Genomic DNA, 22,935 nt, shown 5'->3' on the forward strand with positions numbered 1-22,935 from the left:
GGATACCCCGCGCCTGCAAGCCGCAACGGTTTGCAATTTTAGAGAAACGGCCGTGATTCCTGCCGCTAAGGGCGAACGGAAACAGGCCGCCCCAAATGGAGCGGCCCGCAATAGAACCTTAGAACGTTGACGTGCCGTCGCTTACTGGTTGCGCGGCAATGCGTCACCAAGGCGCTGACCGGGTTCGATCAGAACGACCTCGTCTTCCAGGTACTCCGGCATATTTTCCAGTTCGTTCTGGGTCTGGTTGGGCACCATCAGGCCACCCTCGATGGCTTGCAGACGATCAAGCGGCAAAGCGACGCTGTGCTCACCCAATCCAAGGAAACCGCCGACACCGACGATCGCAACGATAGTCTCACCGCGCATTCCAACCTGATCGACTTCGCCGACAGCTTCACCGGACTCGCCATATACAGTCAGACCGACAAGGTCGTTTGCTGACATGTTGGCCATCGGGTTACGCTCGAAGCCTTCGACATATGCGGCACGTTCCTCATCGGATTCCATGTTGCCAGCGGCGTCTGTCTTGTAGTCCAGAATTTCAACCTGCGCTTCGGACTGCTGCACGCTCACGTCGGCACCTTCGGAATCCTCGATACGTACTTCGGGGTCTTCCTGGCTCACTTCGACGTTGGCATCGCCGCTCTGCTCGACGTTGACGACCGGCTCGGAGGTTTCGACATTGATATTGGCGCTGTCGGTTTCTTCCACCTGAACATTGGCGTCCGATTGCTCGATGTTCACCTGCGGCTCGGATTCCTGAATGGTGATCTTCGGCTCGGGACGGATGAAGTTCACGACCGGCTCGGGCGTTTGCACCTGTACGTTGGGATCGGCCTGATCGACCTCGACATTCGGGCGCGGCACACGGATGGTGATGATCGGCTCGGGGATGCGCACAGTCACGATCGGCTGGGCCTGCTCGACCGTGATGATCGGTGCCTGTTGCTGCACCCGCACATTCGGTTCCGGGACTTCGACGGTGATTTCAGGCTGCGGCTGTTCGACCGTCACTTCGGGTGCGTCCTGATCGACGTTCACGTTGGGCTCATCAATCGTCACGGTGACCTTGGGCTTGCCCTGTTCGACCATCACGCGGCCGTCTGTTGCAGAGACCTGCGCGGACGTGGTTGCTGCGGCGTCGGTATCGGTATCGCTATCCACCTCGGTGGCGGTCTGTGCCGCGACGGCGGTGCTCAGAGCGAGTGCGGAAACGGCACCCAGAATTGTTGCTCTTGCTTTATAAGACATTAGAACTCTCCTTGTTGTCAAACGTGGCTGGCGCAGTGCGCCGCCTCATCTGAGAAAGAGTTTTAACCTCTCACAAGTTCCTGAAAAAAAGTGTGGAACATCGCCTACAACAGCGCGTTATACCGTCCTCGAACGCCGCGCATGAAACGCCGCTTCGAACGCTGCGAATTCCCCAGCCGCAATCGCGTCGCGCATCCCCTGCATCAACTCTTGATAGTAGTGCAGATTGTGCCAGGTCAACAGCATCCCCGAGATCATTTCCTGCGCCCGAAACACATGATGCAAGTAGGCCCGGCTGTAATTGCGACATGCCGGACAGGTGCAGTTTTCGTCCAGCGGCCTCGGGTCGTCCTTGTGGCGGGCGTTCTTGATGTTGATCTGACCGTAGCGTGTCCACGCCTGACCGGTACGCCCCGAGCGCGAGGGCAGCACGCAATCCATCATGTCGATGCCGCGCTTGACCGCGCCGACGATGTCGTCGGGCTTGCCAACCCCCATCAGATAGCGCGGCTTGTCGGCAGGCAGCTGCCCCGGCGCGAAATCAAGACACCCGAACATTGCCTCCTGCCCTTCTCCCACCGCAAGACCGCCAACGGCGTAGCCGTCAAAGCCGATAGATTGCAGCGCTTCGGCGCTCTCGGCGCGCAAATCCTCCTCCAGCCCCCCTTGCTGGATCCCGAACAGCATATGGCCCGGCCTGTCACCGAACGCATCGCGCGACCGTGCCGCCCATCGCATCGAGAGGCGCATCGATTCCGCGATCCGCTCTCTGTCTGCCGGCAGTGCGGGGCACTCGTCGAAACACATCACGATGTCCGATCCCAGAAGCCGCTGTATTTCCATCGACCGCTCTGGCGTCAGCTCGTGTTTCGAGCCGTCTATGTGGCTGCGAAATGTCACGCCCTCTTCGGTCAATTTGCGCAATTCCGAAAGGCTCATCACCTGAAAGCCGCCGGAATCCGTCAGGATCGGCTTCGACCAGTTCATAAACTCGTGAAGCCCGCCCAGCCGCGCAATCCGTTCCGCCGTCGGGCGCAGCATCAGGTGATAGGTGTTGCCCAGCAGGATATCCGCCCCCGTCGCCGCCACGGACTCCGGCATCATCGCCTTGACCGTCGCCGCCGTGCCCACCGGCATGAAGGCGGGCGTGCGGATTACCCCGCGCGGAGTTTCAATCTGACCGGTGCGGGCAGCGCCATCGGTCGCGTGCAGGGAGAAGGATGTGCCACTCATGGGAACCACATGCCGCAGCCTTTGTGATTTGCCAACCCTTTACCCGCCGCCGGCCTTTCCCTATATCTTTAGTCAGGAACTGATGGAAAGAACCGACATGTCCAACGCCAGCCCTCAGATCGAAGGCACACCCCTGATCGCCCCCTCAACCACCGACCATCCGCTTTACGACCAGGTCGTCGAAGCGTGCCGGTCGGTTTACGATCCCGAGATACCGGTCAACATCTACGACCTCGGCCTGATCTACACCATTGACATCAATGACGAAAACGAAGTCGGCATCATCATGACGCTGACTGCGCCGGGCTGCCCGGTGGCCGGTGAGATGCCGGGCTGGGTTGCCGAAGCAATCGAGCCCTTGGCCGGGGTCAAACAGGTTGACGTCGAACTCACCTGGGAGCCGCCCTGGGGCATGGACATGATGTCGGACGAGGCGCGTCTGGAACTGGGCTTCATGTAACCGATGGTCGTCAGCGACGATCAGATTGCCTTTGTCCGAGACCTGTTCGCGGATATTCCAGAGCTTTCGACCCGCAAGATGTTCGGTGGTCTGGGAATTTACTCGGGCGGTACGATCTTCGCGATGATCGGCCCCGGAGATGCGATCATGATCAAGGCGCGCGGTGCGTTGGCTGACGATCTTGCCGCTGAAGGTGGCGAACAGTTTCGCACCTACGAGGGCAAGACCGTCAACATGCCCTACTGGACCCTGCCGGACAGCGCACTCGACGATCCAGAAGATGCACAGATGTGGGCGCGGCGATCCTTGGCAGAAGCCGGTTGAGCACTTAGGTTAAAGCCGGAACCGACGCGACACCTAAACCCGAAGGACAAAACCGATGTTTGGCATTCCCGGCAAGCAGGCCGTGACACTCACCCCCAAAGCCGCCGCACAGGTGCGCAAGCTGATGGCGTCCAAAGGCCATGCCGGCTTGCGGATCGGCGTCAAGAAGGGCGGCTGTGCCGGGATGGAATACACCATGGACTATGTCGATGATGCCGATCCCAATGACGAGGTGGTCGAGCAGGACGGCGCCACCGTGATGATCGCACCGATGGCGCAGATGTTCCTCTTTGGCACCGAAATCGATTATCACACGTCACTTCTGGAATCCGGCTTTCACTTCAACAACCCCAACGTCGCCGACGCCTGTGGGTGTGGCGAATCGATCAAGTTCAAGGATGTGGACGAGCTGTCCGCCGAACACGCGAACGGCGCACCAAAGCTCAATTCCTGACGCCGTTACTAGCCGTTGGCCTGCAAATGCAGATAGGTTTCCGCGTAGCGCTTTGACAGATGATCGCCCGCACGCATCACCGCGTCCGATCCCGCCGGGGCCACGTTGGTTTCGACATTCGGGTTGAAGAAAAGCGGCACCGAAATGCGCTCCTCCGCACCGCCACGGACGCGGTGAACCGTTGCCACCACACGACCCGAAGTCCACATTTCAAGCATTTCACCGAAGTTGATGATGAACTCTCCGGGCACCGCCTGGACCGGCAACCAATCATCACGCCCGCGCGGCTGCACTTCCAGCCCCGGTTGGCCGTCCGTTGCCAGCAAGGTCAGACATCCATAGTCCGTATGCGCGGCAGTGCCGAAATCCTTGTCTCCCGCCCAATCGGGGCGCGGCGGATAGTAGTTTCCGCGCAGCAGCGCCATTGGACAGTCGAACGCGCCGGAAAAGTAATCCGCGTCCGCCCCGATCGACATCGCGATTCCGCGCAGGATACCGCGCGCGACGTCCAGCGCATCCGAGTAATAGGCGCGGATCACCGCCTCAAATCCAACCGGGCGGTCCGGCCAGTGGTTCGGCGCGTAAACGGATAGCCGCGAACGCGGATCATCCGCCGGCAGGGTAAAGCCGCAATCAAAGACCTCCTTGTAATCGGGGTTCGCCCCCGGATCGACCTGCTCGGATTGGGGCGCACCCCAGCCGCGGTTGGACCCGGTCCGCGCCATGTCGACCTGCGCCTTGATTTCGAGCGGTAAATCGAAAAAGGCGCGATAGGCGGCCAGAACGAACCGGACACGCGCCGAGGACAAGGCGGTATTGGAAATCGTGGCAAACCCCACCTCCTCGGCGGCGACACGCATCTGCGCCAGGGTGTCCGCATCCCCGGCCGCCAGGGCGGTTGCATCCAGTTTCGGGATCATCTGCGTCCTCCTGTCATTCATCATGCGTTTTGCCAGCCACCTCAACCGCGCGCAACAGGCCTTGACGCCACCCCACGGCCCGCGATGATGCGTTCGATCAATGACAAAAACAGGATGACAGCCATGCGCCGTAAACTTGCCGCCGGAAACTGGAAGATGAACGGCCTCCCAAGCGATCTATCCGAGGTCAGCGAATTGCAGACTGCCGCACAAGGCGATGCGGAAGTGCTGATCTGCCCGCCCGCGACACTGCTCACCAGTGCGAGCGCGCAGGCCGGAAAAATCGCCCTTGGCGGACAGGATTGCCACGGCGAAAGTTCGGGAGCACATACCGGGGACATCTCCGCCGACATGCTGAAATCAGCGGGCGCCACCTATGTCATCCTCGGTCACTCGGAACGGCGCGCCGATCACGGCGAAACCGACGCCCGGATCGCGGACAAGACCCGCGCCGCCTGGACCGCCGGACTGACAGCGATCGTCTGTGTCGGAGAGACGCTGGACGACCGCGAAAGCGGAGCGACGCTGGATATCGTGGGTACACAACTGGCGGGGTCCTTGCCCGATGGCGCTTCAGCGCAGAATACCGTTCTCGCCTACGAACCGGTTTGGGCGATTGGCACCGGCAAGGTTCCCACCACCGCGCAGATCGGCGAGGTTCACGACTTCATCCGCCAGTCCCTGATCACACGATTTGGCAATGATACCGGCAGCATGATCCGTATCCTCTATGGCGGTAGTGTCAAAGCGTCGAATGCCAAAGAGATTTTCGCAGTCAAGGACGTTGACGGCGCGCTGGTTGGCGGCGCGAGCCTGAAAGCCGCCGACTTTGCGCCTATCGTCGCCGCCCTCAACGCCGCCTGAAACGTCCCGGTTCCCGCTCTCGCCAGAGCACTGCAAAAAAAAGCGACGCCGCGAATGGAGGCATCGCTTTCGCAGTCCGGTCATCTCGTGATCAGCTCCGGCCCCATGAAGGTCGTCGGCAAGTAGGTCGACAGCCACGGGATGTAGGTCACCATGATCAGGAAGATGAACATCACGCCGAGAAACGGCAACGCGGCCCGGACGACGCGCATCATCGGCATCCCGGCAACCCCCGAGGTCACGAACAGGTTCAGACCGACCGGCGGCGTGATCATCCCGATTTCCATGTTGACCACCATGATGATCCCGAGGTGGATCGGGTCGATGCCGAGCTGAATCGCAATCGGAAACACCAGCGGCGCGACGATCACGATGAGCCCCGAAGGCTCCATGAACTGCCCGCCGATCAGCAGAATGACGTTCACGATAATCAAAAATACGATCGGCCCGAATCCGGCATCGAGCATGGCTCCGGCGATTTGCTGGGGGATCTGCTCGTCCGTCAGAACATGCTTGAGGATCAGTGCGTTGGCGATGATGAACATCAGCGTCACCGTCAGCTTGCCCGCCTCAAACAGGGTATCCTTGGTATCGCGGTGGAAGAACGCCGTGACCAGCGCAATCGGTTTTTGCAGCAAGCTCAGGTTCGGCGCTCCGTCCTTGCCCGAAAGCGGCCCCATGTCGCGATAGACAAAGCTCGCGATGAAGAAGGCATAGACCGCCGCGACCGCCGCCGCCTCGGTCGGGGTGAAGATGCCGCCATAGATGCCGCCAAGGATGATCACGATCAGGAACAGGCCCCAACCGGCCTCGCGCCCCGATTCCCAAACCTCGCCCCAGCCTTTCCATTCGCCCTTGGGCAAGTGTTTGATCTTGGCGATGATGTAGATCGTCACCATCAGCATCGTTCCGGCCAGAAGGCCCGGAATGACCCCGGCCAGGAACATCCGTCCGACCGACACATCGGTCGCCGATGCATAGACCACCATCACGATTGAGGGCGGGATCAGGATGCCGAGCGTGCCGGCGTTGGCAATCACGCCAGCGGCGAAATCCTTCGTGTAGCCCACCTGCCGCATACCGGCGATGACGATGGACCCGATGGCCACAACGGTCGCCGGCGAGGAACCCGAAAGCGCCGCGAAGAGCATACAGGCAAACACACCCGCAATCGCCAGACCGCCCGGAAAATGGCCGACGATGGCAATCGAGAACCGGATGATCCGCCGGGCGACGCCCCCTGTGGACATGAAGGATGAGGCCAGAATGAAGAACGGAATGGCCAGCAACGTGTAATGCCCCGCCATCGCCTGAAAGAATGTCTGCGCAATCGAGGCCAGCGATGTGTCGCTCAGCACCAGCAGGAACAGGATGGACGAAAAGCCAAGGCTTACGGCAATCGGCACGCCGATCAGCATCAGTCCGATGACCATCGCAAATAGAATGGCAACTTCCACAGGCTCAGTCCCCTTTGTTCATGGCTGCGACGTCATCAATGGCGTCTTCGGCTTCGTGGCTGACGATGAGGGACTCGGCGTCTCCGACCCAAATCCGCCAGAACGCCTGACAGAACCGGAACAGCAAGAGCGCCATGCCGAAGGGGAGGATGAAATAGGGGATGAAGCGGGGAAGTTTTTCGTAATGTTCGCCGTCATTCATGATCGGCTCGATCCAGCGCAGCCATTCGGGGAACGGGATATCGACAACCTCGTACCAGCCCCGGTAGGACGTCCGGCCCATTTCCTCTAGTCCGGTCGGAAACCAGCGCCCGGTGGTCTGCGGCAGGTTGGCGAAGTTGGCCCAGTAATCCCAAGCGCCTTTCATCAGCATCGCCGCATAAATCAGACAGATCACAGCCGCGAACACGCTCAGCGCGCGGCGCGCGGTCGGAGAGACGACGTTCAGAATGGCATCAACACCCAGATGTGCGGTGACCTTGACGGCGTAACTGACGCCGAACAGGACAAGCCAGGCAAACAGGAAAGAGGTCATTTCCAGACCCCAGATAAGACCGGTGTTGAAACCGTATCTCAACACCACGTTGATGAACGTGATCGTGACCATGAGGCCGAGGATGATCGCGATACCGCTTTCCTCGATCTCGTTGACCATCCGCCCCAGCGCGGTGCGCGGTTCGTAATGCGCAGACATCTCTACCCCTCTCCAAAATCCCCGGAGATCCAAAAAACCCGGCCCTTTCTGGGGCCGGGCTTGTGATCATGTCAGTTCAGAACTGCGCGTTGATCTCTTGGGCCGCGTCGATGTTCTCCTGGCCCACGTCCTCGATGAATTGTTCCCAGACGGGTTTGAAGACGGCGACCCACTCGTCGCGCTGACCGCCTTCAAGCTGGCGCACCGTGCCGCCGGCGTCGATGATCGCCTGCTTGGCTTCTTCGTTCACCTTGGTGGACTCGGCGTTACGCGCCTCGGTGACTTCGTTGATGATGGTGGACAACTGGTCACGCACATCAGCATCCAGGCTGTCCCACCAATCGGTGTTGGTCACGACAAGGTAGTCGATGACGCCGTGGTTGGTTTCGGTGATGCCATCCTGCACTTCGAAGAACTTCTGACCGTAGATGTTGGACCAGGTGTTTTCCTGACCGTCAACAACGCCGGTCTGCAATGCGCCGTAGACTTCCGAGAATGCCATCGGCTGCGGGCTGGCGCCCATTGCGGCCATTTGCGCCTTGAGAACGTCGGAGTTCTGAACGCGGAATTTCAGACCCTTGGCGTCCGACGGGCTCATCAGCGGCTTGTTGGCCGACATCTGCTTCATGCCGTTGTGCCAGAACGCAAGGCCAAGCAGGCCGCGACGGGTCATCGCTTCCTTCATCGCCTGACCGGTTTCCGAGTTCTGGAACGCATCGACCGCGTCGATGTTCTTGAACACGAAGGGAAGGTCGAAGATGCGGTATTGCTTGGTGAACTGTTCGAACTTGGACAGCGACGGAGCGGCCATCTGAACGTCACCCTGGAGCATCGCTTCCAGCACCTGATCGTCATTGTAAAGCGTGGAGTTCGGGAACACCTCCATGCACGCCTTGCCGTCCATCTCCTCGTTCACGCGCTCCTGCAACAACGACGCGGCAATCCCCTTGGGGTGCTTGTCGGTATTGGTGACGTGGCTGAACTTGATCACGATTTCGCCGTCATCGCAGGCAGCGGATGCGGCTGTTGCGCCGCTCATGACAGTTGCGACCGCGGCTGCGGACATCAGAATTTTTTTCATGGTTTCCTCCCGGGGAGATTGGTCAGATTGACACGCCAGTCACCCCTCCCCAAAGGCGCTGTATGCTGAACAAGAAACCGTGAACGCTCGGACCAGGCAAGGGGCTGATTGCGAAGCGGGCGCGTTTCGGAAATTATCATATGCAATCAACGGACTACAGATTTTCGTCTCACTTGATGGTTGTGTTCCCGTAACGGGTTGTGCGGATTTCCGCACAAATGTTAGCGCCGAGAGTGCGAAACTTCGCACGGCATCTAACCTCCGTCCGAATGATTCCCGTCGCCTAGCGAAAGTGCTCGGGACGGATGCCGTATTTGGCCAGCTTGTCGTAGAACGTCTTTCTGGGAAGCTGCAACGCCTCTACGGCGACCGACGCCTGTCCGTTTGCACGGATCAAGGCATCCGTCAGAAAGGTCCGCTCGACTTGAGCCATGCGTTCGACCAAACCGCCCTGACCGCCTTCATCGCCGCGCGGCGCCAGCCCCAAGGCAAAGCGCATTGCCTCGCTGACCAATGCGCGTGTGTTGCCGGGCCAAGGTCGCGCCATCAGTTCATCAAGCATGTGCTGAGTGACTTCGGGGGCGGTCACGCCGGCCTGCTCGGCCGATTGCGCCACATACTGTCGGAACAGTACCGGAATGTCGCCCGGACGCTCTGCTACGGATGGAATGCGCACCTGCATCACATCAAGCCGGTAAAACAGATCGGTATTGAATCGCCCGCCATCCGCCACCGCGCGCAAGGTTTCGGTCGATCCGGCAATCAGGGTTGCGTTCCCCTGTTCCACCAGATCCACCAGCGCCAACTGGCTGTCCACGGGCAGGTTGGCGATATCATCAAGAAACACAGTGCCACCGGCGCACCCGCTCCACAACTCGACCAGCCCGTCGCGCGTCATCTCGGCGGAAGCACGTTTGACGAACGGCCCCTTGGCGCGCGAGGAACACAGGTGAATGACCTCGGCCACCTTCGAGATTCCGCTGCCCGGCTCTCCGGTGACCAGAACATCCGTACCTGAGCGTGCCGCAGCGCGCACGTTCTGGCGCAATGTTTCGGCCTGAGGCGAGGTGCCGAACAACAATCGCGCCGCCGGATCGCCGGTTTCCAGCTGCGCCTTGAGGCGGCGGTTTTCCAGCACCAGATTGCGTGTGTTCACGGCCCTGGCGATGACGTCCGTCAGATCCTTGGGCGCACAGGGCTTTTCCAGAAAGTCGAACGCCCCGCGCCCCATCGCGTCGATGGCCATCGGGATGTCGCCCTCGCCGGTCAGCAAGATCACCGGCAATTCATCGTCCTGTTCGCGCGCGTAGTGCAGCAGATGGAACCCGTCCCGCCCCGGCATCCGGATATCGGACACGATGACACCTTCAAATTGCGCTGTGATATGGTCCTTGGCCTCGATAAACGATCCCGCGGTAAGTGCGGGATAATCGGCCAGTTCCAGCGTCTGCGCCAACGCCTCGCGCACCGCCGGATCGTCATCAACCAACAAAACCCGTGGGTTCATGCCACGTCCTCCTCAGCCCAGCGTTCCAGAACGACCGTAAACACCGCGCCACCCTCGGGCGCGTTCGCGCCCTTGATTGTGCCGCCAAAGCTCTGGACCAACCCATAGCTGATCGACAAACCCAGACCCAATCCTTCGGACGATCCGACCGATTTCGTCGAATAAAACGGATCGAATATGCGCGCGGCATCGCTCAATCCCGGTCCGGTGTCGCGCACATGCACCGCCAATGCCGCTCCGGCCTCGACCTCGATCGTCAGCTTGCGCACCTCCTGCCCCTCCATCGCGTCAGAGGCGTTCGAGATCAGGTTGACAAACACCTGCGTGAGCCGCACGTCGCCGCCGCGCACCCAGACCGGCACCGGCAACGGCGCGAACGCAAGATCCACCCCGGCGGCGTTCAGCTTGGCCTCGGTCAACTCGATCGCGTTCTGGATCACCGCGCCCAGATCGACCCGCGTCACGGGTTCGCTTTCCTGGCGTGCAAAGGCGCGCAGGTTCTTGATGATCCGCCCCATCCGGCGCGCCATATCCGAGATCCGCAACAGGTTCTTCGCCACGCGGTCGGTATCGTCCCGCTCCAGAAAGGCCGAACCGTTTTCGGCAAAGGACCGGATCGCCATCAATGGCTGGTTCAACTCGTGACTGATCCCGGCCGACATTTCCCCAAGGGCCGACAGCTTGCCCGCCTGCACCAGATCCGCTTGCGCGCGCTTCAACGCCGCTTCGGCCTCCTGTCGCTCCTGTATCTCGCGGCGCAAATCGGTGTTGGCCGCCTCCAGAGCCTGCGTGCGCGCCGCGACACGATCCTCCAGCACGAGGTTGGCCGCCGCCAAGGTGCGCCGTCGCTCTGTCGCCAACCATAACAGCGCGCCGAAGAACAGGCACACCGCCGCCGCAACCGCCGCCTGCAACTGGGCCAGCCGCAAGGCAGGCGTGACATTGATCATCGCGTAGCCCATCATGTCGATCACCGGCAGATCGGCGCTCAACAGCAGGGCGCGCGCCGGCACATAGGGCGACCATGACTGCGCGAATATCGAATATCCCGCCACCGAGCGCACCGCTGCGCTTTCGCGCCGGCCGTCCGGCAGTGCCAGCACGCGCTCGTTCAGCAATTGTGCCGACAACAGTTCGGACCGGTTGGTCACGAAGATCTGCCCGTTGCGCAGGGTGAAAAACACCGTCGGCTGCGAGCCGCGCCAGTCTTCCTCCAGATCGTCAATATCGACCACCGCCACCAACACGCCGCGCACTCGGCCATCCGGCCCAAAAGCAGGCGCTGCAAAGCTATAGGTTCGTTGCGCAAAGCCCGCCGTCGAACCTTGTGCCGCCCCCAAAGCGCCGTTGACAGCACGCTTGAAATACGCGCCTTGCGTCAGCCCGTCCGGCGCAACACCGCTTGAGGAGGCCAGCACGCGTCCGGTGGGGTCGGCATAGAACGCGGTCAACGTGCTGGTCTTGTCGGCCGCTTCCAGCAACACTTGCGACGCCGCCGCCTGCGAGCCGCCCCGATGCAATTGCGCCAACACCGGGTGATCGGCCATCAACACCGCGAACTCGCGATAGCGCTGCAACTGCGCAAGCAACCGGTCCGATGCCAATGCCAGATCCGCCTGTCCGCGCGCCTCAAGCGGTTCGAGCGCCTGCACATAGGCCTGCCGCCAAACCGCTGCCGACAGCCCGGCCACCAGCGCAAGAAACGCCAGTATCAGGGCAATGCGGGTCCAGCGGAGTGACAACATGCGCCGATTAAAACCGCGATCCCTTGTCATTGCCAGCACCTCGCGCCAGTTTGCGCGCCATGCGACACTTCAGCCAATCTCCGACCGACGCGGCCTTCGTTCAAGACCCCTACCTGTTTTATCACCGGATGCGAGACTCCGGTGATCTGGCATGGTGGGACGATTATGCAATGCCCTGCGCCGTGTCCTATGACGCCGTACAGACCCTGTTGCGCGACCGCCGGTTCGGGCGCGAAGTGCCGAGCGAAATGGCACCTGCCATTCCCGAGCACCTCGCGCCGTTCTACGCGGTCGAGGCGCATTCGATGCTCGAACTCGAACCGCCGCGCCACACCCGTCTGCGCGGCCTTGTGCTGCGCGCGTTTACGTCACGCCGCATCAGGGAACTGGCCCCCGAGATCGCCGCGCTGACGCATGATGTGATCGACACCCTGCCCAAGAACACGCCTGTTGACCTGTTGACCACCTTTTGCCAGCCAATTCCGGTCACGGTGATCGCACGCTTGCTCGGGGTGCCCGATGACATGACGCCGCAACTGCTGCGTTGGTCGAATGCCATGGTCGCGATGTACCAAGCCAGTCGCACCCGCGACACCGAAGAGGCCGCCGCCAGCGCTGCGAAGGAGTTTTCCGAGTTTCTGAGACGCTATGTCGACACCCGCCGCACCGACCCGCGCGACGATCTTATCACCCACCTGATCGCGGCCGAGGAAGACGGTGAACGGTTATCGACCGACGAGTTGATCACCACCTGCATTCTGCTCTTGAACGCCGGTCACGAAGCGACTGTGCACGCGCTCGGGAACGGTGTGAAAGCGCTTTTGCAAACCGGTCACTCCATCAGCCCCGAAACCGCCGAGACAACCTGCGAGGAAATCCTGCGTTTCGACCCGCCGCTGCACATGTTTACCCGCTACGCCTACGACGATTTGTCAATCTTCGGCCATTCCTTCAAACGAGGCGATCAAGTGGCGCTCTTGCTTGCTGCGGCGAACCGCGATCCGACCGAATGGCCCGCCCCCGACAGCTTCCAGCCGGGTCGCACACCGCGTCAGACGACCAGTTTCGGCGGTGGACTTCATTTCTGCGTCGGCGCGCCGCTTGCCCGGTTGGAGATGCAGACCGCGCTTCCGATCCTGTTTGCAAGACACCCGGCCCTGCGACTGGCCAAGCCGCCCGTCTATTCCAACAGCTATCACTTCCACGGTTTACAAAGCCTGCCCGTCATCCTCGACTGACAGCAAAAGCAGGCGCGTTCCCCCACTGCTTCTCTCCAGAAATACTCAATCAACGGCGGCGACACCCGCCCAAGCCTACAACGGCAGCGCCGTGGTCGACTTGATCTCCTCCATCGACAACAGCGCTGTCACGTTGTGCACCCGAACCTCGGCGATCAGCGCCTGATAAAACGCATCATAGGCGCGCGCGTTTTTCACCCGGACCTTCAGAATATAGTCGATATCCCCCGCAAGCCGGTGCGCCTCCTGTACCTCGGGACGGTCTTGCAGCGCCTTGAGGAACCGGCGTTGCCACTCTGCCTCATGTTCACTGGTGCGGATCAACACGAAGAAACACGCCTCGAACCCCAGCGTTTCGGCGTCCAGTTGCACCGTCTGCGCGCCGACGATTCCGGCGTCCCGCATCTTGCGAATCCGGTTCCAGACGGGGGTCTTTGACGATTGCACCTTGCGCGCGATTTCGTCCAGCGACTGCGACGCATCGCGCTGCAACTCGATAAGGATTTTCCGGTCGGTCTCGTCGATCTTCACCGCTGTTCCGCCTTTTTATTGAATTCGGGATCATTCATCCCGACACCCCGTCCAAATAGAACAGTTTTCCTTATTTACGCAAGGGACTAGCGGTGCTGCAGAACAAAATTCTATAAAGTGAGGAAGAAACACCGTTGAAAGGATGATCCATGACCTCTCGCGCGACACCACCCGCACGGCCCTTTGGCAGGGACATGATCTGATGGCCCAATCCTTCACTCCCAAAGTGGTCACCGCAAACGCACTTCTTGAGGGCGATGTGGTCTATCTCACCGATCAGGATCAATGGTCGCGCGATCATGCCGAGGCCGAGGTGCTGACCGATGAAGCTCATGCGCAACTGCGACTGATCGAGGGCAGCAGCCACGTCCACGAGGTGGTCGGCGTGTATCTGGCGGACGTCAAAATCACCAAGAGCGGCCCCGCCCCGGTCCACTTCCGCGAGACATTTCGCACGCGCGGTCCGTCCAACTATCCGCATGGCAAACAGACAGGGGCGCTCTGATGTATCGCTATACCGATTTCGACGCCGCTTTCGTGGCGACCCGCAACCGCCAGTTCCGCGCCCAGATCGAGCGCCGCGTTGCCGGTCACCTGACCGAGGATGAATTCAAGCCGCTGCGCCTGATGAACGGGCTTTATCTGCAACTGCACGCCTATATGCTGCGGGTCGCGGTGCCCTATGGCACACTGTCCAGCGCTCAGATGCGGCAACTGGCCTATATCGCGGAGCGGTGGGACAAGGGCTATGGCCACTTCACCACCCGCCAGAATATCCAGTTCAACTGGCCGAAACTGCCTGACGTGCCGGATATGCTCGACGCGCTGGCCGAGGTGCAGATGCATTCGATCCAGACAAGCGGCAACACCATCCGCAACGTCACTGCCGATCACTTCGCCGGTGCGGCGGCAGACGAGATCGCCGATCCCCGCCCGGTGGCCGAGCTGATCCGCCAATGGTCGACCGATCACCCGGAATTCCAGTTCCTGCCGCGCAAGTTCAAGGTCGCTGTCACCGGAAGCCCGAACGACCGCGCCGTGACGCTGGCGCATGATGTCGGGTTGCAGATGGTCCAAGACGCAGCCGGAGAGATCGGCTTCAAGGTGATCGTCGGCGGTGGGCTTGGACGCACCCCAATGATTGGCAAGATTGTCCGCGACTTCCTGCCTCAGGCCGATCTGCTGCCCTATCTCGAAGCGGTGGTCGGTGTCTGGAACCTGATCGGGCGGCGCGACAACAAGTTTAAGTCTCGCATCAAGATCACCGTCCATGAGCATGGAATCGAAGACATTCGTGCGCGCGTCGAAGATCGGTTTGCACAATTGAAACCTTCCTTTGTCGGGGTCGATCAAGAGCATCTGGCCGGCATCGCCGCCGATTTCACGCCACCGGAGTTTCGCAATCAGGACGTCACCGAATACGACCGTGCGTACGACGCAAACCCGGTGTTCCGCGCCTGGGCCGACAGCAACCTGAGCGACCATCGCGCGCCCGGCTACGCCATCGCCCAAATCAGCCTCAAGGCGCATGGCGCGACGCCCGGCGATGCCACCGCGCACCAGATGCGTGTCATGGCCGATCTCGCGGAAACCTATGGCCATGACGAGTTGCGCGTCAGCCACGAGCAGAACATCGTTCTGCCGCATGTCCACAGATCCGACTTGCCTGCCATTCACGCCCGGCTCAAGGCGGCCGGTCTGGCCACGGCCAATATCGGCAAGGTGTCGGACATCATCGCGTGCCCCGGCATGGATTATTGCGCGCTGGCAACCGCGCGTTCGATCCCGGTGGCGCAGGAAATCGCGGTGCGCTTTGACGAATTGAAGCTGGAGAACGAGATCGGCGATCTCAAGATCAAGATTTCGGGCTGCATCAACGCCTGCGGCCATCACCACGTCGCCCATATCGGCATCCTTGGCCTCGATCGCGCGGGGGTCGAGAATTATCAGATCACCCTTGGCGGCGATCACACCGAAACCGCCGCGCTTGGGCAACGCACCGGACCGGGATTTTCCGCGGACGAGATCGTGCCTGCGGTGGAGAGGATCGTGGACACCTATCTGGCCGAACGCACAGGCATCGAAGAGCCGTTTCTCGCCACCTTCCGCCGGGTCGGGATGGCACCGTTCAAGGCTGCGCTCTATGGCGAAGCCGAACCCAGACGCGCACGGGCCGCGTGATGCTGGCGCTGTCCTCCAGCCACGACGGCGCGCCGCTCACGCTGGCCGAACGGGAAGAGGCGCGTGCGCAGGTGGCCGCTTTGAACACGCGGTTTCGGCACTTCGGCACCTCCTACTTTCTGGAAGCGGTGCTGACGCGCGGCGTGTTCGACCGTATCGCGATGGTGTCAAGCTTTGGCGCGGAGTCAGCCGTGCTGTTGCACCTGATTGCACAGATCGACCGGGCCTTGCCGGTGCTGTTCATCGACACGCGGATGTTGTTTCCTGAAACTCTTGCTTACCAATTGGAGCTGGCCGAGCATCTTGGATTGAGCAATGTGCAGACCATCCGCGCAGACGACATGGCTCTGGCCACCCAAGACCCCTATGGCGCGCTGCACCTTCGCGATCCCGACACGTGCTGCGATCTGCGCAAGACGCGCGTTTTGAACGCCGCGTTGCAGAACTTCGACGCCTGGATCACGGGGCGCAAGCGGCATCAATCGACCACACGGTCGGGGCTGCATTATTTCGATCTCGATGAAGGCACCGGACGCATCAAGATCAATCCACTGATTGACTGGAAACCGGCCCGGATTGCCGCCCATTTCGACACCCACGCCCTGCCCCGCCACCCGCTCGTGGCGCAAGGGTATCCCAGCATCGGATGCAAACCCTGCACCAGCCGCGCTGGCGCAAACGAGGATCCGCGCGCCGGTCGCTGGCGCGGCAACGACAAGACGGAATGTGGCCTGCACGGCCTCACACCGCCGATTCAGCAAGGAACCAGACCATGACCGTTATCGTCACCGACACCGGCTTCACCACGTTCGACGATCCCGCCCAGTGGATCCCGAGCGATCACCGGCTTGATCTCGGGCCCGACACCGACCCTGCCGGCCTGCCCGATCTGTTGCAGGGCATGGAACTGGTGCGCGTCGCGTTCCCGGCCTTTGCCGACGGGCGCGGCTTTACGCTGGCGCGCCTGATCCGCCAATGCGGCTTTCGCGGTCGCCTGCGCGCCTATGGTCATGTCATTGCCGATCAATACACGATGGCGCGTCGCTCGGGCTTTGACGACGTGGAAATCGACGACGATCTGGCCGCCCGCCAGCCGCAGGATCAATGGCTCGCCCGCGCCGACTGGAAAGCGCATGATTACCAGTCGCGCCTGCGCGGACTCGCCGCCTGACGCAACCGCGCACCACCTCGATGCAGGTGCGGGTTTCGTCTGATGCAAATCAAAGATACGTTGAAGGGATCGGTTTATAGCAACCGAGAATGAAAATATGACAGAGTTGACCCCCGTGACCCAAGCCACCGCCGCCAAAGTTCCCGCCGCCAAGACACTTGCCGTGCCTGACGCGCAGACCGTGACCTATGTCAAGCATTGGACGGACAAGCTGTTTTCCTTCCGCGTGACGCGCCCCGCCTCACTGCGGTTCCGCTCAGGGGAATTCGTGATGATCGGCCTGATGCAGACCGATCCCAAGACGGGGCGCGAAAAGCCGCTTTTGCGCGCCTATTCCATCGCGTCGCCCTCTTGGGACGAGGAGCTTGAGTTCTACTCGATCAAGGTTCAGGACGGCCCGCTGACCAGCCGGTTGCAGCATATCCAGCCGGGCGACGAGATCATCCTGCGCCCCAAACCTGTCGGCACCTTGGTCCATGACGCCTTGTTGCCCGGCAAACGGCTGTGGCTCTTTGCCACCGGAACCGGCATCGCGCCGTTTGCATCGCTCCTGCGCGAGCCGCAGACCTACGAGGATTACGACGAGGTCATCCTGACCCACACCTGCCGCGAAGTCGGGGAACTGGCCTACGGCAAGGAACTGATCGACACGATCCGCACCGACGAACTGCTGTCGGAACTGATGGGCGAGGGGTTCCACGAAAAGCTGCGCTATTATCCCACCACAACCCGCGAGGAGAGCGACAAGATGGGTCGTATCACCGACCTCATGCGCTCGGGCGATTGCTTTGCGGATCTCGGAGTGCCGGAACTGTCACCGGAAACCGATCGCGCAATGGTCTGTGGCAACCTCGCCTTCAACCTTGAAATCAAGGAACTTCTTGAAAGCTATGGGCTGGAGGAAGGTGCGAATTCCGATCCCAGACAATATGTGGTGGAAAAAGCGTTTCTCGACTGACCCTGTCGCACTGACCGTGATGACAAGGACATGAAAAAGCCGCGCAAGGTTGATCTGCGCGGCTTTTGCTTTCTGAGCGAACCTGACGTCTTACAGGTCCAATTCGTCCCGCATAGCGGTCAGAAACTCTTCGAGTTGTTCGGGGCTATTGCGCACTTGTTCAAGTGCCGCCTTGCTCGTGGTTTTGGTCACTTCCGACATATCGGAGTTCTCGATATAGGCGACAAGTTCGTCGTAATCGAACCCTTCGACCGTCAACAATTCGCGAATGTCGGTGCCGGCATCGGATGCCGCATCCGCTGTCGTCTCTGCCGCATCTTCGGTTGCCTCAACCGCGGCTTCACCTGCATCCGAAGCAGCGTCAGCAGCGGAATCTGCAGCCGTGGCCGCCGTATCCGCAACGTCGTCCGCCGCCTCTTCGGTCGCGTCTGCCGCGTCGTCCAGGGCATCTGCCGTTGCAGCAGCGGCATCGTCAGTCGCCTCTGCGGCGTCCTGCATCGCGTCTTCGGTCGCTATCTCGGCGTCTTCGGCCATGTCGGCCGCACCTTCGACTGCGGCATCAGCGGTCTCGCCAGCTTCGTCGGGCACCTCTTCGGTCGCTTCGGCGGTATCGTCGACGGCCTCGGAGGCGTCGATCTCGATGTCGGCTTCGGCACCCGGCTCGTCAACGACAGTAGAGACGTCGCCGACGACTTCATCGCTGATCACTTCGTTCGTCTGGCTCACGACCTCGGGCGCATCGCCATCAAGATCATCGCTTTGCGTGACCATCCAGATGCCAAGAGCGACGGCCACGACGACCGCTAGAATCAATAGGTTTTTCATCGGATCAAAGACCCCCTTATGTGAATTCGACGACCGCTGCGCTTCCATTCCGCGTCGCCATATCGACCCCGTGCGGTCTGTTCGCGCAGCATCCTGGGGATAACGCGCCAATCCCGGCTGGGTTCCCCCTAAAATCGGGTTGAAAGGCGGCGGGTTGGGGTCTACTTTGCATCCTTGATTTGAATTGCATCGAAGGAGCAATACCATAGCCCGCAGACCACACAACGCGCCACCCACGCGCGATACCGGACCCCGCGTCAACGACCGCATCCGGTCTTCTGAAATTCGCCTGATCGGCGCAGATGGCGAAAACGTCGGTGTCGTATCGCCGGAACGCGGGATGCAATTGGCCGCCGAAGCCGGTCTCGACCTTGTCGAGATTTCACCGAACGCCAGCCCGCCTGTCGTCAAGATCATGGATTTCGGCAAGTTCAAGTACGAACAGCAAAAGCGCGAATCCGAAGCCCGCAAGAAACAGAAGATCATCGACGTCAAGGAAGTCAAATTCCGCCCCGGCACGGATACGCATGACTACGAAGTCAAGATGCGCAACGTCTACAAGTTTCTGGATGGTGGCGATAAGGTGAAGGTCACTTTGCGCTTCCGCGGGCGCGAAATGGCGCACCAGAACCTGGGTCGCGAGCTTCTGGAACGCATTGCCGAGGACACCAAGGAACACGGCAAGGTCGAGAACATGCCAAAGATGGAAGGTCGTCAGATGGTTATGATGATCGGGCCGCTTCCGAAGTAAATTCGGACATCAAGTTCAAGCTCACCAAAGCGACCTTCGGGTCGCTTTTTTCATGCCTTTTCTCGCGGCACGGGCCGCGACGGTGGCTCTTTCAAAAGGCCGCCGACTCCCATGCCCATGATGTCGGCAGGTGTCACCGCGACATCGCACAAAAGCCGCTCCAAAACCCAATCCGCACCATTCATCGCCGGAGATTTCGCGCATCCCGGCAGGCCGAGCACCGGAACACCACCAAGCTGACCGAGGAACAAAAGGTTACCCGGATCGACCGGCATCCCGTAATGCGCAACCTCCCCACCCGCTGCGCGCAGCGCTTCGGGAGCCACGTCATAGAGATCCGAAGTGGCCGAACCGGTGAGGATGCACAGGATATCGGCCTGATCCTGAGCGGCGCGCAGCGCTGCCTGCAAATCGCCAACCCGGTGCGGTACAACTGTCTTGACGCCCAGCGACACGCCCATCCGCTCGAACCGAGTCGCCATCGCGCGATGACCCTTTGCCCCGTCCTGCGCGTCGTTGACACGCGTCTGGATCAACATCGCGCGTTTGCGGCGTACCGGATACAGCGATAAAGCGCCCTCTCCCGCCGCGCACGCCCTGTCCAATGCGTCGCGCGGTGCGCCGTAGGCGATGATCTTGACCGTGGCGATCATGCCGCGCGCGGCCATGCGCTGCCACTCTCGCACCGTCGCGACCGTCACCATGGGATGCACCGCATTCACCGCATTGATCTTTGAGGCATCAATCCCTGCCACACCGTTCTCCGCGGCATAGATATTGACCCGCCCCGTGCTGGCCGGAGCGACGCGCAGGTGTACTGCGTCCGGGTCCGGCACGAGGGCGCGCGCCAGCCGGGTGGCGGCGTCATCTTCGTGTACGTCATCTGCATCAAGCCGGGCCACCGTGACCTCGGCGATGTCATCGGCCCGCAACAGATCCAACGCGTCCCGGTCAAGCACAAGCCCCTTGCGCAAGCGCCCCGTCGAGAGCGCGATCGAATGGGCCAGGATCGCGCCTTTTGCCTTGTCGAGCGGAACCGGGCCAAACTTCACGACCCGCACCTCAGCACGCGTGTCATCTCGGCCAGGATCGACACGGCGATTTCGGCCGGACTGGCGGCCCCGATATCAAGTCCGATGGGGCCGTGGATTCGCCCGATTTCGGCGTCAGTGAAACCCGCGTCCCTCAACCGGGCCACGCGTTTGGCGTGGGTTCGCGTGGAGCCCAGAGCACCGATGTAAAAACACGTCGAGCGCAAAGCCTGTTCCAGCGCCGGATCGTCCAGCTTGGGATCATGGGTCAGCAGAACAAGCGCCGTGCGCGTATCCAGGCCAAGCTTGCTCACCGCCTCGTCGGGCCAGTCATGCAGGATCGTCTCGCCCGGAAAGCGTGTTTCGGTCCCGAAGGCATCGCGCGGGTCGATCAGCACCGGATCATACCCGGCAATCCGCGCCATCGGCAGCAGACCTTGCGCGATATGCACAGCGCCCACCACGATCAGGCGCAGGGGCGGGTTGTGAATGGCGACAAATGTGGTGCTTTCCGGTTCAAAGCCCGAGCGGTCCATGCGAAACGCCGCGTCGTGACCATCCTGCGACAGCGACCGCTGTCCACTTTCCAGATCAACCACATACGCCACCGGACGCCGTGCCGCGCGCAGTTCGACCAGTCGCTCCAGAAGGTCGAGCGGGAACACCGCTCCGACCGGTTCGACAAGCACCCGAATGGTGCCGCCACAGGCGAGACCGACGGCAAAGGCATCATCGTCGCTTACGCCGAATTCCAGAACGCGGGACGCGCCTTCTTCCAAAGCCTCAAGCGCCTCGACGATCACGGCGCCTTCGACGCAACCGCCCGAAACCGACCCCTCGATCTCACCGTCGCCCGAAATGGCCAATTGCGATCCCACCCTGCGCGGCGCACTGCCCCACGTCTCTATGACGGTCGCAAGCACGGCACCGGTGCCCTTGCGATGCCACGCCAGTGCCGTTTCCGGACAGCTCTCGATGGGTGTCATCCCGAACGTCTCCTCAAAACAATTATCCCACGCCTGCCCCGCAGCGGCGTTTGGGATCAGCGCGGACGTGTCACGTCGTGACCGTAGAGCCAATCGAACCGTCCAAGCAACTGCCCCGGTGCCGCACGGCTCAGCACGCGAAGCGCGCTGTGGGCGGCAAAGCGAAGCGGTCCGGGCGACAAGTGATAATTGCGCGCATTGCGGCTGGCCGCGTCGATCACACGCGTCGCCCGTGCCTTGCGCCGATGTTGGTAGGTTGCCAGACCGTTGGGGATATCCGTGGCGCTGGTCAGGGAATCGGCCAGAACCCACGCGTCCTCAAGCGCCATGTTCGCGCCCTGCGCCAGAAACGGCAACGTCGGATGCGCCGCATCGCCCAGGATGGCACAGTTCTCCCCGTGCCAACGCGCCGCGACCGGATGGCGAAAGAGTCCCCACACTCCCGGAGCCTCGGCTTGCGCCAGTATGCGGTGCACGTCGGCGCCGAAATCCGCGAAGGCTTTGCGCAGATTGTCGGGATCATCCGCCTGCGACCAGCTTTCCGCTGCCCACGCCTTGCGCTCTTGGACGGCGACAACGTTGAGGATCGTGCCGTCGCGCAGCGGATAGGTCACAATATGTCGCCCCGGCCCCATGTGAACCCGCGCATGATCAGGGTGATGGGTGGTGTTGGGCACGATGCAGCGCCACGCAACCTGTCCGGTAAAGAAGGGCTTTTGGGCATGGTTCAACACCGGGCGCACCGCCGAATGGATGCCGTCGGCACCGATCACCAGATCGGCGTCGCGGTGATCGCCATTCGCCAGCGTGATCTTCGGGCGCGCGCCGGGTTGTACCGTATCGACCTTTTGCAGCAGCCGGATCACCACACCCTGCACGCGCGCGGCGGACGCCAGCAACTCGACCATATCGGCGCGGTGCACGAAGATGTAACGCTGATCCGGCGGAAGGCGCGTCAGATCGAGACGCGCAACTTCGCTGCCGGTTTTCCCGTTGCGCAACGACACCGCGCGGCCCTGTACCGAACAGGTCTCCAGAACCTCGGTCAGGCCCAACGCTTCGATCACCCTGAGGCCGTTGGGCGAGATCTGAATCCCCGCGCCCACTTCGGTGATGGCCTCGGCCTGCTCCAGCACGACGACCGATGCGCCACGCTGCTGCAAGGCCAACGCACAGGCCAGGCCACCGATACCACCGCCTATGACGGTGATGTCCAAACCACCCAGTTCCACGTCCTGCCCCTCATACGAAAACGCGCCAGAGCATATGC

The 22,935-nt window shown here is 61.4% G+C and carries 24 protein-coding genes; 11 read left to right on the forward strand and 13 right to left on the reverse strand.

What is annotated here, in order from left to right; translation table 11 throughout:
- Positions 1 to 141 precede the first annotated feature (141 nt).
- Together ACGKZZ_RS08195 and tgt are read right to left on the reverse strand one after the other, a co-directional pair.
- On the reverse strand, positions 142 to 1,254 hold the full coding sequence (locus ACGKZZ_RS08195) for a PRC-barrel domain-containing protein (protein WP_411223032.1): 1,113 nt from the start codon (positions 1,252 to 1,254) through the stop codon (positions 142 to 144).
- Positions 1,255 to 1,371: 117 nt separating this feature from the next.
- Positions 1,372 to 2,487, reverse strand: a complete 1,116-nt coding sequence (tgt, locus tag ACGKZZ_RS08200) for a tRNA guanosine(34) transglycosylase Tgt (RefSeq protein WP_411223033.1) — start codon at positions 2,485 to 2,487, stop codon at positions 1,372 to 1,374.
- A gap of 97 nt (positions 2,488 to 2,584) precedes the next feature.
- Between tgt and ACGKZZ_RS08205 the strand changes: the two genes are divergently transcribed.
- From ACGKZZ_RS08205 to ACGKZZ_RS08215, 3 genes are read left to right on the forward strand one after another with little or no spacing between them, the layout of a single operon-like run.
- Positions 2,585 to 2,947 (forward strand): SUF system Fe-S cluster assembly protein, encoded by a 363-nt coding sequence (locus ACGKZZ_RS08205; RefSeq protein ID WP_411223158.1) that lies wholly within the window; start codon positions 2,585 to 2,587, stop codon positions 2,945 to 2,947.
- A gap of 3 nt (positions 2,948 to 2,950) precedes the next feature.
- On the forward strand, positions 2,951 to 3,271 hold the full coding sequence (locus ACGKZZ_RS08210) for a TfoX/Sxy family protein (RefSeq protein ID WP_411223034.1): 321 nt from the start codon (positions 2,951 to 2,953) through the stop codon (positions 3,269 to 3,271).
- Positions 3,272 to 3,326: 55 nt separating this feature from the next.
- Positions 3,327 to 3,725: a HesB/IscA family protein gene (locus tag ACGKZZ_RS08215; protein WP_411223035.1), complete on the forward strand. Its 399-nt coding sequence runs from the start codon at positions 3,327 to 3,329 to the stop codon at positions 3,723 to 3,725.
- 8 nt (positions 3,726 to 3,733) lie between these two features.
- Here the strand turns inward: ACGKZZ_RS08215 and ACGKZZ_RS08220 are convergent, their stop codons facing one another.
- Entirely contained in the window at positions 3,734 to 4,645 is a 912-nt protein-coding gene (locus tag ACGKZZ_RS08220) for an isopenicillin N synthase family dioxygenase (protein WP_411223036.1), read from the reverse strand.
- Positions 4,646 to 4,768: 123 nt separating this feature from the next.
- On the opposite strand from ACGKZZ_RS08220, the gene tpiA reads away from it, so the two are divergent.
- On the forward strand, positions 4,769 to 5,509 hold the full coding sequence (gene tpiA / locus ACGKZZ_RS08225) for a triose-phosphate isomerase (RefSeq protein WP_411223037.1): 741 nt from the start codon (positions 4,769 to 4,771) through the stop codon (positions 5,507 to 5,509).
- An 80-nt stretch (positions 5,510 to 5,589) separates the two neighbouring features.
- On the opposite strand, the gene ACGKZZ_RS08230 is transcribed toward tpiA, so the two are convergent.
- From ACGKZZ_RS08230 to ACGKZZ_RS08250, 5 genes are all read right to left on the reverse strand, one after another.
- Positions 5,590 to 6,966 (reverse strand): TRAP transporter large permease, encoded by a 1,377-nt coding sequence (locus ACGKZZ_RS08230; protein WP_411223039.1) that lies wholly within the window; start codon positions 6,964 to 6,966, stop codon positions 5,590 to 5,592.
- Positions 6,967 to 6,970: 4 nt separating this feature from the next.
- Entirely contained in the window at positions 6,971 to 7,660 is a 690-nt protein-coding gene (locus ACGKZZ_RS08235) for a TRAP transporter small permease (protein ID WP_411223040.1), read from the reverse strand.
- A gap of 76 nt (positions 7,661 to 7,736) precedes the next feature.
- Positions 7,737 to 8,741, reverse strand: coding sequence for a DctP family TRAP transporter solute-binding subunit (locus ACGKZZ_RS08240; protein ID WP_411223041.1), 1,005 nt, complete (start codon positions 8,739 to 8,741; stop codon positions 7,737 to 7,739).
- A 283-nt stretch (positions 8,742 to 9,024) separates the two neighbouring features.
- Positions 9,025 to 10,248, reverse strand: a complete 1,224-nt coding sequence (locus ACGKZZ_RS08245) for a sigma-54-dependent transcriptional regulator (RefSeq protein WP_411223042.1) — start codon at positions 10,246 to 10,248, stop codon at positions 9,025 to 9,027.
- The gene (locus tag ACGKZZ_RS08250; protein ID WP_411223043.1) at positions 10,245 to 11,993 is read right to left on the reverse strand and encodes an ATP-binding protein; all 1,749 of its coding nucleotides are present in this window, start codon (positions 11,991 to 11,993) and stop codon (positions 10,245 to 10,247) included. Before ACGKZZ_RS08250 ends, ACGKZZ_RS08245 begins: the two co-directional genes overlap by 4 nt.
- A 59-nt stretch (positions 11,994 to 12,052) precedes the next feature.
- Between ACGKZZ_RS08250 and ACGKZZ_RS08255 the strand changes: the two genes are divergently transcribed.
- Positions 12,053 to 13,231, forward strand: a complete 1,179-nt coding sequence (locus ACGKZZ_RS08255) for a cytochrome P450 (RefSeq protein WP_411223044.1) — start codon at positions 12,053 to 12,055, stop codon at positions 13,229 to 13,231.
- A gap of 75 nt (positions 13,232 to 13,306) precedes the next feature.
- On the opposite strand, the gene ACGKZZ_RS08260 is transcribed toward ACGKZZ_RS08255, so the two are convergent.
- Positions 13,307 to 13,762: an Lrp/AsnC family transcriptional regulator gene (locus ACGKZZ_RS08260; protein WP_411223045.1), complete on the reverse strand. Its 456-nt coding sequence runs from the start codon at positions 13,760 to 13,762 to the stop codon at positions 13,307 to 13,309.
- A gap of 202 nt (positions 13,763 to 13,964) precedes the next feature.
- Here ACGKZZ_RS08260 and ACGKZZ_RS08265 point away from each other — a divergent pair, with 202 nt between their 5' ends.
- The 5 genes from ACGKZZ_RS08265 (at position 13,965) to ACGKZZ_RS08285 (ending at position 18,072) form a co-directional block, all read left to right on the forward strand.
- A complete protein-coding gene (locus ACGKZZ_RS08265; protein WP_411223159.1) occupies positions 13,965 to 14,267 on the forward strand; it encodes a DUF2849 domain-containing protein in 303 nt (100 codons plus the stop codon).
- Positions 14,267 to 15,943: a nitrite/sulfite reductase gene (locus tag ACGKZZ_RS08270; protein ID WP_411223046.1), complete on the forward strand. Its 1,677-nt coding sequence runs from the start codon at positions 14,267 to 14,269 to the stop codon at positions 15,941 to 15,943. Before ACGKZZ_RS08265 ends, ACGKZZ_RS08270 begins: the two co-directional genes overlap by 1 nt.
- The gene (locus tag ACGKZZ_RS08275) at positions 15,943 to 16,719 is read left to right on the forward strand and encodes a phosphoadenylyl-sulfate reductase (protein ID WP_411223047.1); all 777 of its coding nucleotides are present in this window, start codon (positions 15,943 to 15,945) and stop codon (positions 16,717 to 16,719) included. Before ACGKZZ_RS08270 ends, ACGKZZ_RS08275 begins: the two co-directional genes overlap by 1 nt.
- Positions 16,716 to 17,114, forward strand: coding sequence for a DUF934 domain-containing protein (locus ACGKZZ_RS08280; RefSeq protein ID WP_411223048.1), 399 nt, complete (start codon positions 16,716 to 16,718; stop codon positions 17,112 to 17,114). Before ACGKZZ_RS08275 ends, ACGKZZ_RS08280 begins: the two co-directional genes overlap by 4 nt.
- Positions 17,115 to 17,211: 97 nt before the next feature.
- The gene (locus tag ACGKZZ_RS08285) at positions 17,212 to 18,072 is read left to right on the forward strand and encodes a ferredoxin--NADP reductase (RefSeq protein ID WP_411223049.1); all 861 of its coding nucleotides are present in this window, start codon (positions 17,212 to 17,214) and stop codon (positions 18,070 to 18,072) included.
- 90 nt (positions 18,073 to 18,162) lie between these two features.
- Here the strand turns inward: ACGKZZ_RS08285 and ACGKZZ_RS08290 are convergent, their stop codons facing one another.
- On the reverse strand, positions 18,163 to 18,897 hold the full coding sequence (locus ACGKZZ_RS08290; RefSeq protein WP_411223050.1) for a hypothetical protein: 735 nt from the start codon (positions 18,895 to 18,897) through the stop codon (positions 18,163 to 18,165).
- Positions 18,898 to 19,102: 205 nt separating this feature from the next.
- Here ACGKZZ_RS08290 and infC point away from each other — a divergent pair, with 205 nt between their 5' ends.
- A complete protein-coding gene (infC, locus tag ACGKZZ_RS08295) occupies positions 19,103 to 19,648 on the forward strand; it encodes a translation initiation factor IF-3 (protein ID WP_411223161.1) in 546 nt (181 codons plus the stop codon).
- 50 nt (positions 19,649 to 19,698) lie between these two features.
- Here the strand turns inward: infC and ACGKZZ_RS08300 are convergent, their stop codons facing one another.
- Genes ACGKZZ_RS08300 through ACGKZZ_RS08310 form a run of 3 tightly spaced genes read right to left on the reverse strand, consistent with a single transcriptional unit; the run spans position 19,699 to position 22,897 of the window.
- Complete coding sequence (locus tag ACGKZZ_RS08300) at positions 19,699 to 20,700, reverse strand: molybdopterin-binding protein (protein WP_411223051.1); 1,002 nt, start codon at positions 20,698 to 20,700, stop codon at positions 19,699 to 19,701.
- Positions 20,697 to 21,665, reverse strand: a complete 969-nt coding sequence (locus ACGKZZ_RS08305; RefSeq protein ID WP_411223052.1) for an XdhC family protein — start codon at positions 21,663 to 21,665, stop codon at positions 20,697 to 20,699. The genes ACGKZZ_RS08300 and ACGKZZ_RS08305 overlap by 4 nt, the downstream gene beginning before the upstream one ends.
- A gap of 56 nt (positions 21,666 to 21,721) precedes the next feature.
- Entirely contained in the window at positions 21,722 to 22,897 is a 1,176-nt protein-coding gene (locus ACGKZZ_RS08310; protein ID WP_411223053.1) for an FAD-dependent oxidoreductase, read from the reverse strand.
- Positions 22,898 to 22,935: the final 38 nt, after the last annotated feature.

The organism is Marivita sp. S2033 (assembly GCF_046592965.1).
In the GTDB taxonomy this organism is placed as follows: Bacteria; Pseudomonadota; Alphaproteobacteria; order Rhodobacterales; family Rhodobacteraceae; genus Marivita.

Excerpts from the sequence above, each read along its gene's own strand:
- ACGKZZ_RS08285 (WP_411223049.1), top strand. The coding sequence starts at position 17,212 with ATGACAGAGTTGACCCCCGTGACCCAAGCCACCGCCGCCAAAGTTCCC.
- ACGKZZ_RS08275 (WP_411223047.1), top strand. The coding sequence starts at position 15,943 with ATGCTGGCGCTGTCCTCCAGCCACGACGGCGCGCCGCTCACGCTGGCC.
- ACGKZZ_RS08250 (WP_411223043.1), bottom strand. The coding sequence starts at position 11,993 with ATGTTGTCACTCCGCTGGACCCGCATTGCCCTGATACTGGCGTTTCTT.
- tgt (WP_411223033.1), bottom strand. The coding sequence starts at position 2,487 with ATGAGTGGCACATCCTTCTCCCTGCACGCGACCGATGGCGCTGCCCGC.
- ACGKZZ_RS08210 (WP_411223034.1), top strand. The coding sequence starts at position 2,951 with ATGGTCGTCAGCGACGATCAGATTGCCTTTGTCCGAGACCTGTTCGCG.
- ACGKZZ_RS08205 (WP_411223158.1), top strand. The coding sequence starts at position 2,585 with ATGTCCAACGCCAGCCCTCAGATCGAAGGCACACCCCTGATCGCCCCC.
- tpiA (WP_411223037.1), top strand. The coding sequence starts at position 4,769 with ATGCGCCGTAAACTTGCCGCCGGAAACTGGAAGATGAACGGCCTCCCA.
- ACGKZZ_RS08305 (WP_411223052.1), bottom strand. The coding sequence starts at position 21,665 with ATGACACCCATCGAGAGCTGTCCGGAAACGGCACTGGCGTGGCATCGC.
- ACGKZZ_RS08240 (WP_411223041.1), bottom strand. The coding sequence starts at position 8,741 with ATGAAAAAAATTCTGATGTCCGCAGCCGCGGTCGCAACTGTCATGAGC.
- ACGKZZ_RS08235 (WP_411223040.1), bottom strand. The coding sequence starts at position 7,660 with ATGTCTGCGCATTACGAACCGCGCACCGCGCTGGGGCGGATGGTCAAC.
- ACGKZZ_RS08290 (WP_411223050.1), bottom strand. The coding sequence starts at position 18,897 with ATGAAAAACCTATTGATTCTAGCGGTCGTCGTGGCCGTCGCTCTTGGC.
- ACGKZZ_RS08245 (WP_411223042.1), bottom strand. The coding sequence starts at position 10,248 with ATGAACCCACGGGTTTTGTTGGTTGATGACGATCCGGCGGTGCGCGAG.
- ACGKZZ_RS08255 (WP_411223044.1), top strand. The coding sequence starts at position 12,053 with ATGCGACACTTCAGCCAATCTCCGACCGACGCGGCCTTCGTTCAAGAC.
- ACGKZZ_RS08215 (WP_411223035.1), top strand. The coding sequence starts at position 3,327 with ATGTTTGGCATTCCCGGCAAGCAGGCCGTGACACTCACCCCCAAAGCC.
- ACGKZZ_RS08220 (WP_411223036.1), bottom strand. The coding sequence starts at position 4,645 with ATGATCCCGAAACTGGATGCAACCGCCCTGGCGGCCGGGGATGCGGAC.
- ACGKZZ_RS08280 (WP_411223048.1), top strand. The coding sequence starts at position 16,716 with ATGACCGTTATCGTCACCGACACCGGCTTCACCACGTTCGACGATCCC.
- ACGKZZ_RS08195 (WP_411223032.1), bottom strand. The coding sequence starts at position 1,254 with ATGTCTTATAAAGCAAGAGCAACAATTCTGGGTGCCGTTTCCGCACTC.
- ACGKZZ_RS08270 (WP_411223046.1), top strand. The coding sequence starts at position 14,267 with ATGTATCGCTATACCGATTTCGACGCCGCTTTCGTGGCGACCCGCAAC.
- ACGKZZ_RS08265 (WP_411223159.1), top strand. The coding sequence starts at position 13,965 with ATGGCCCAATCCTTCACTCCCAAAGTGGTCACCGCAAACGCACTTCTT.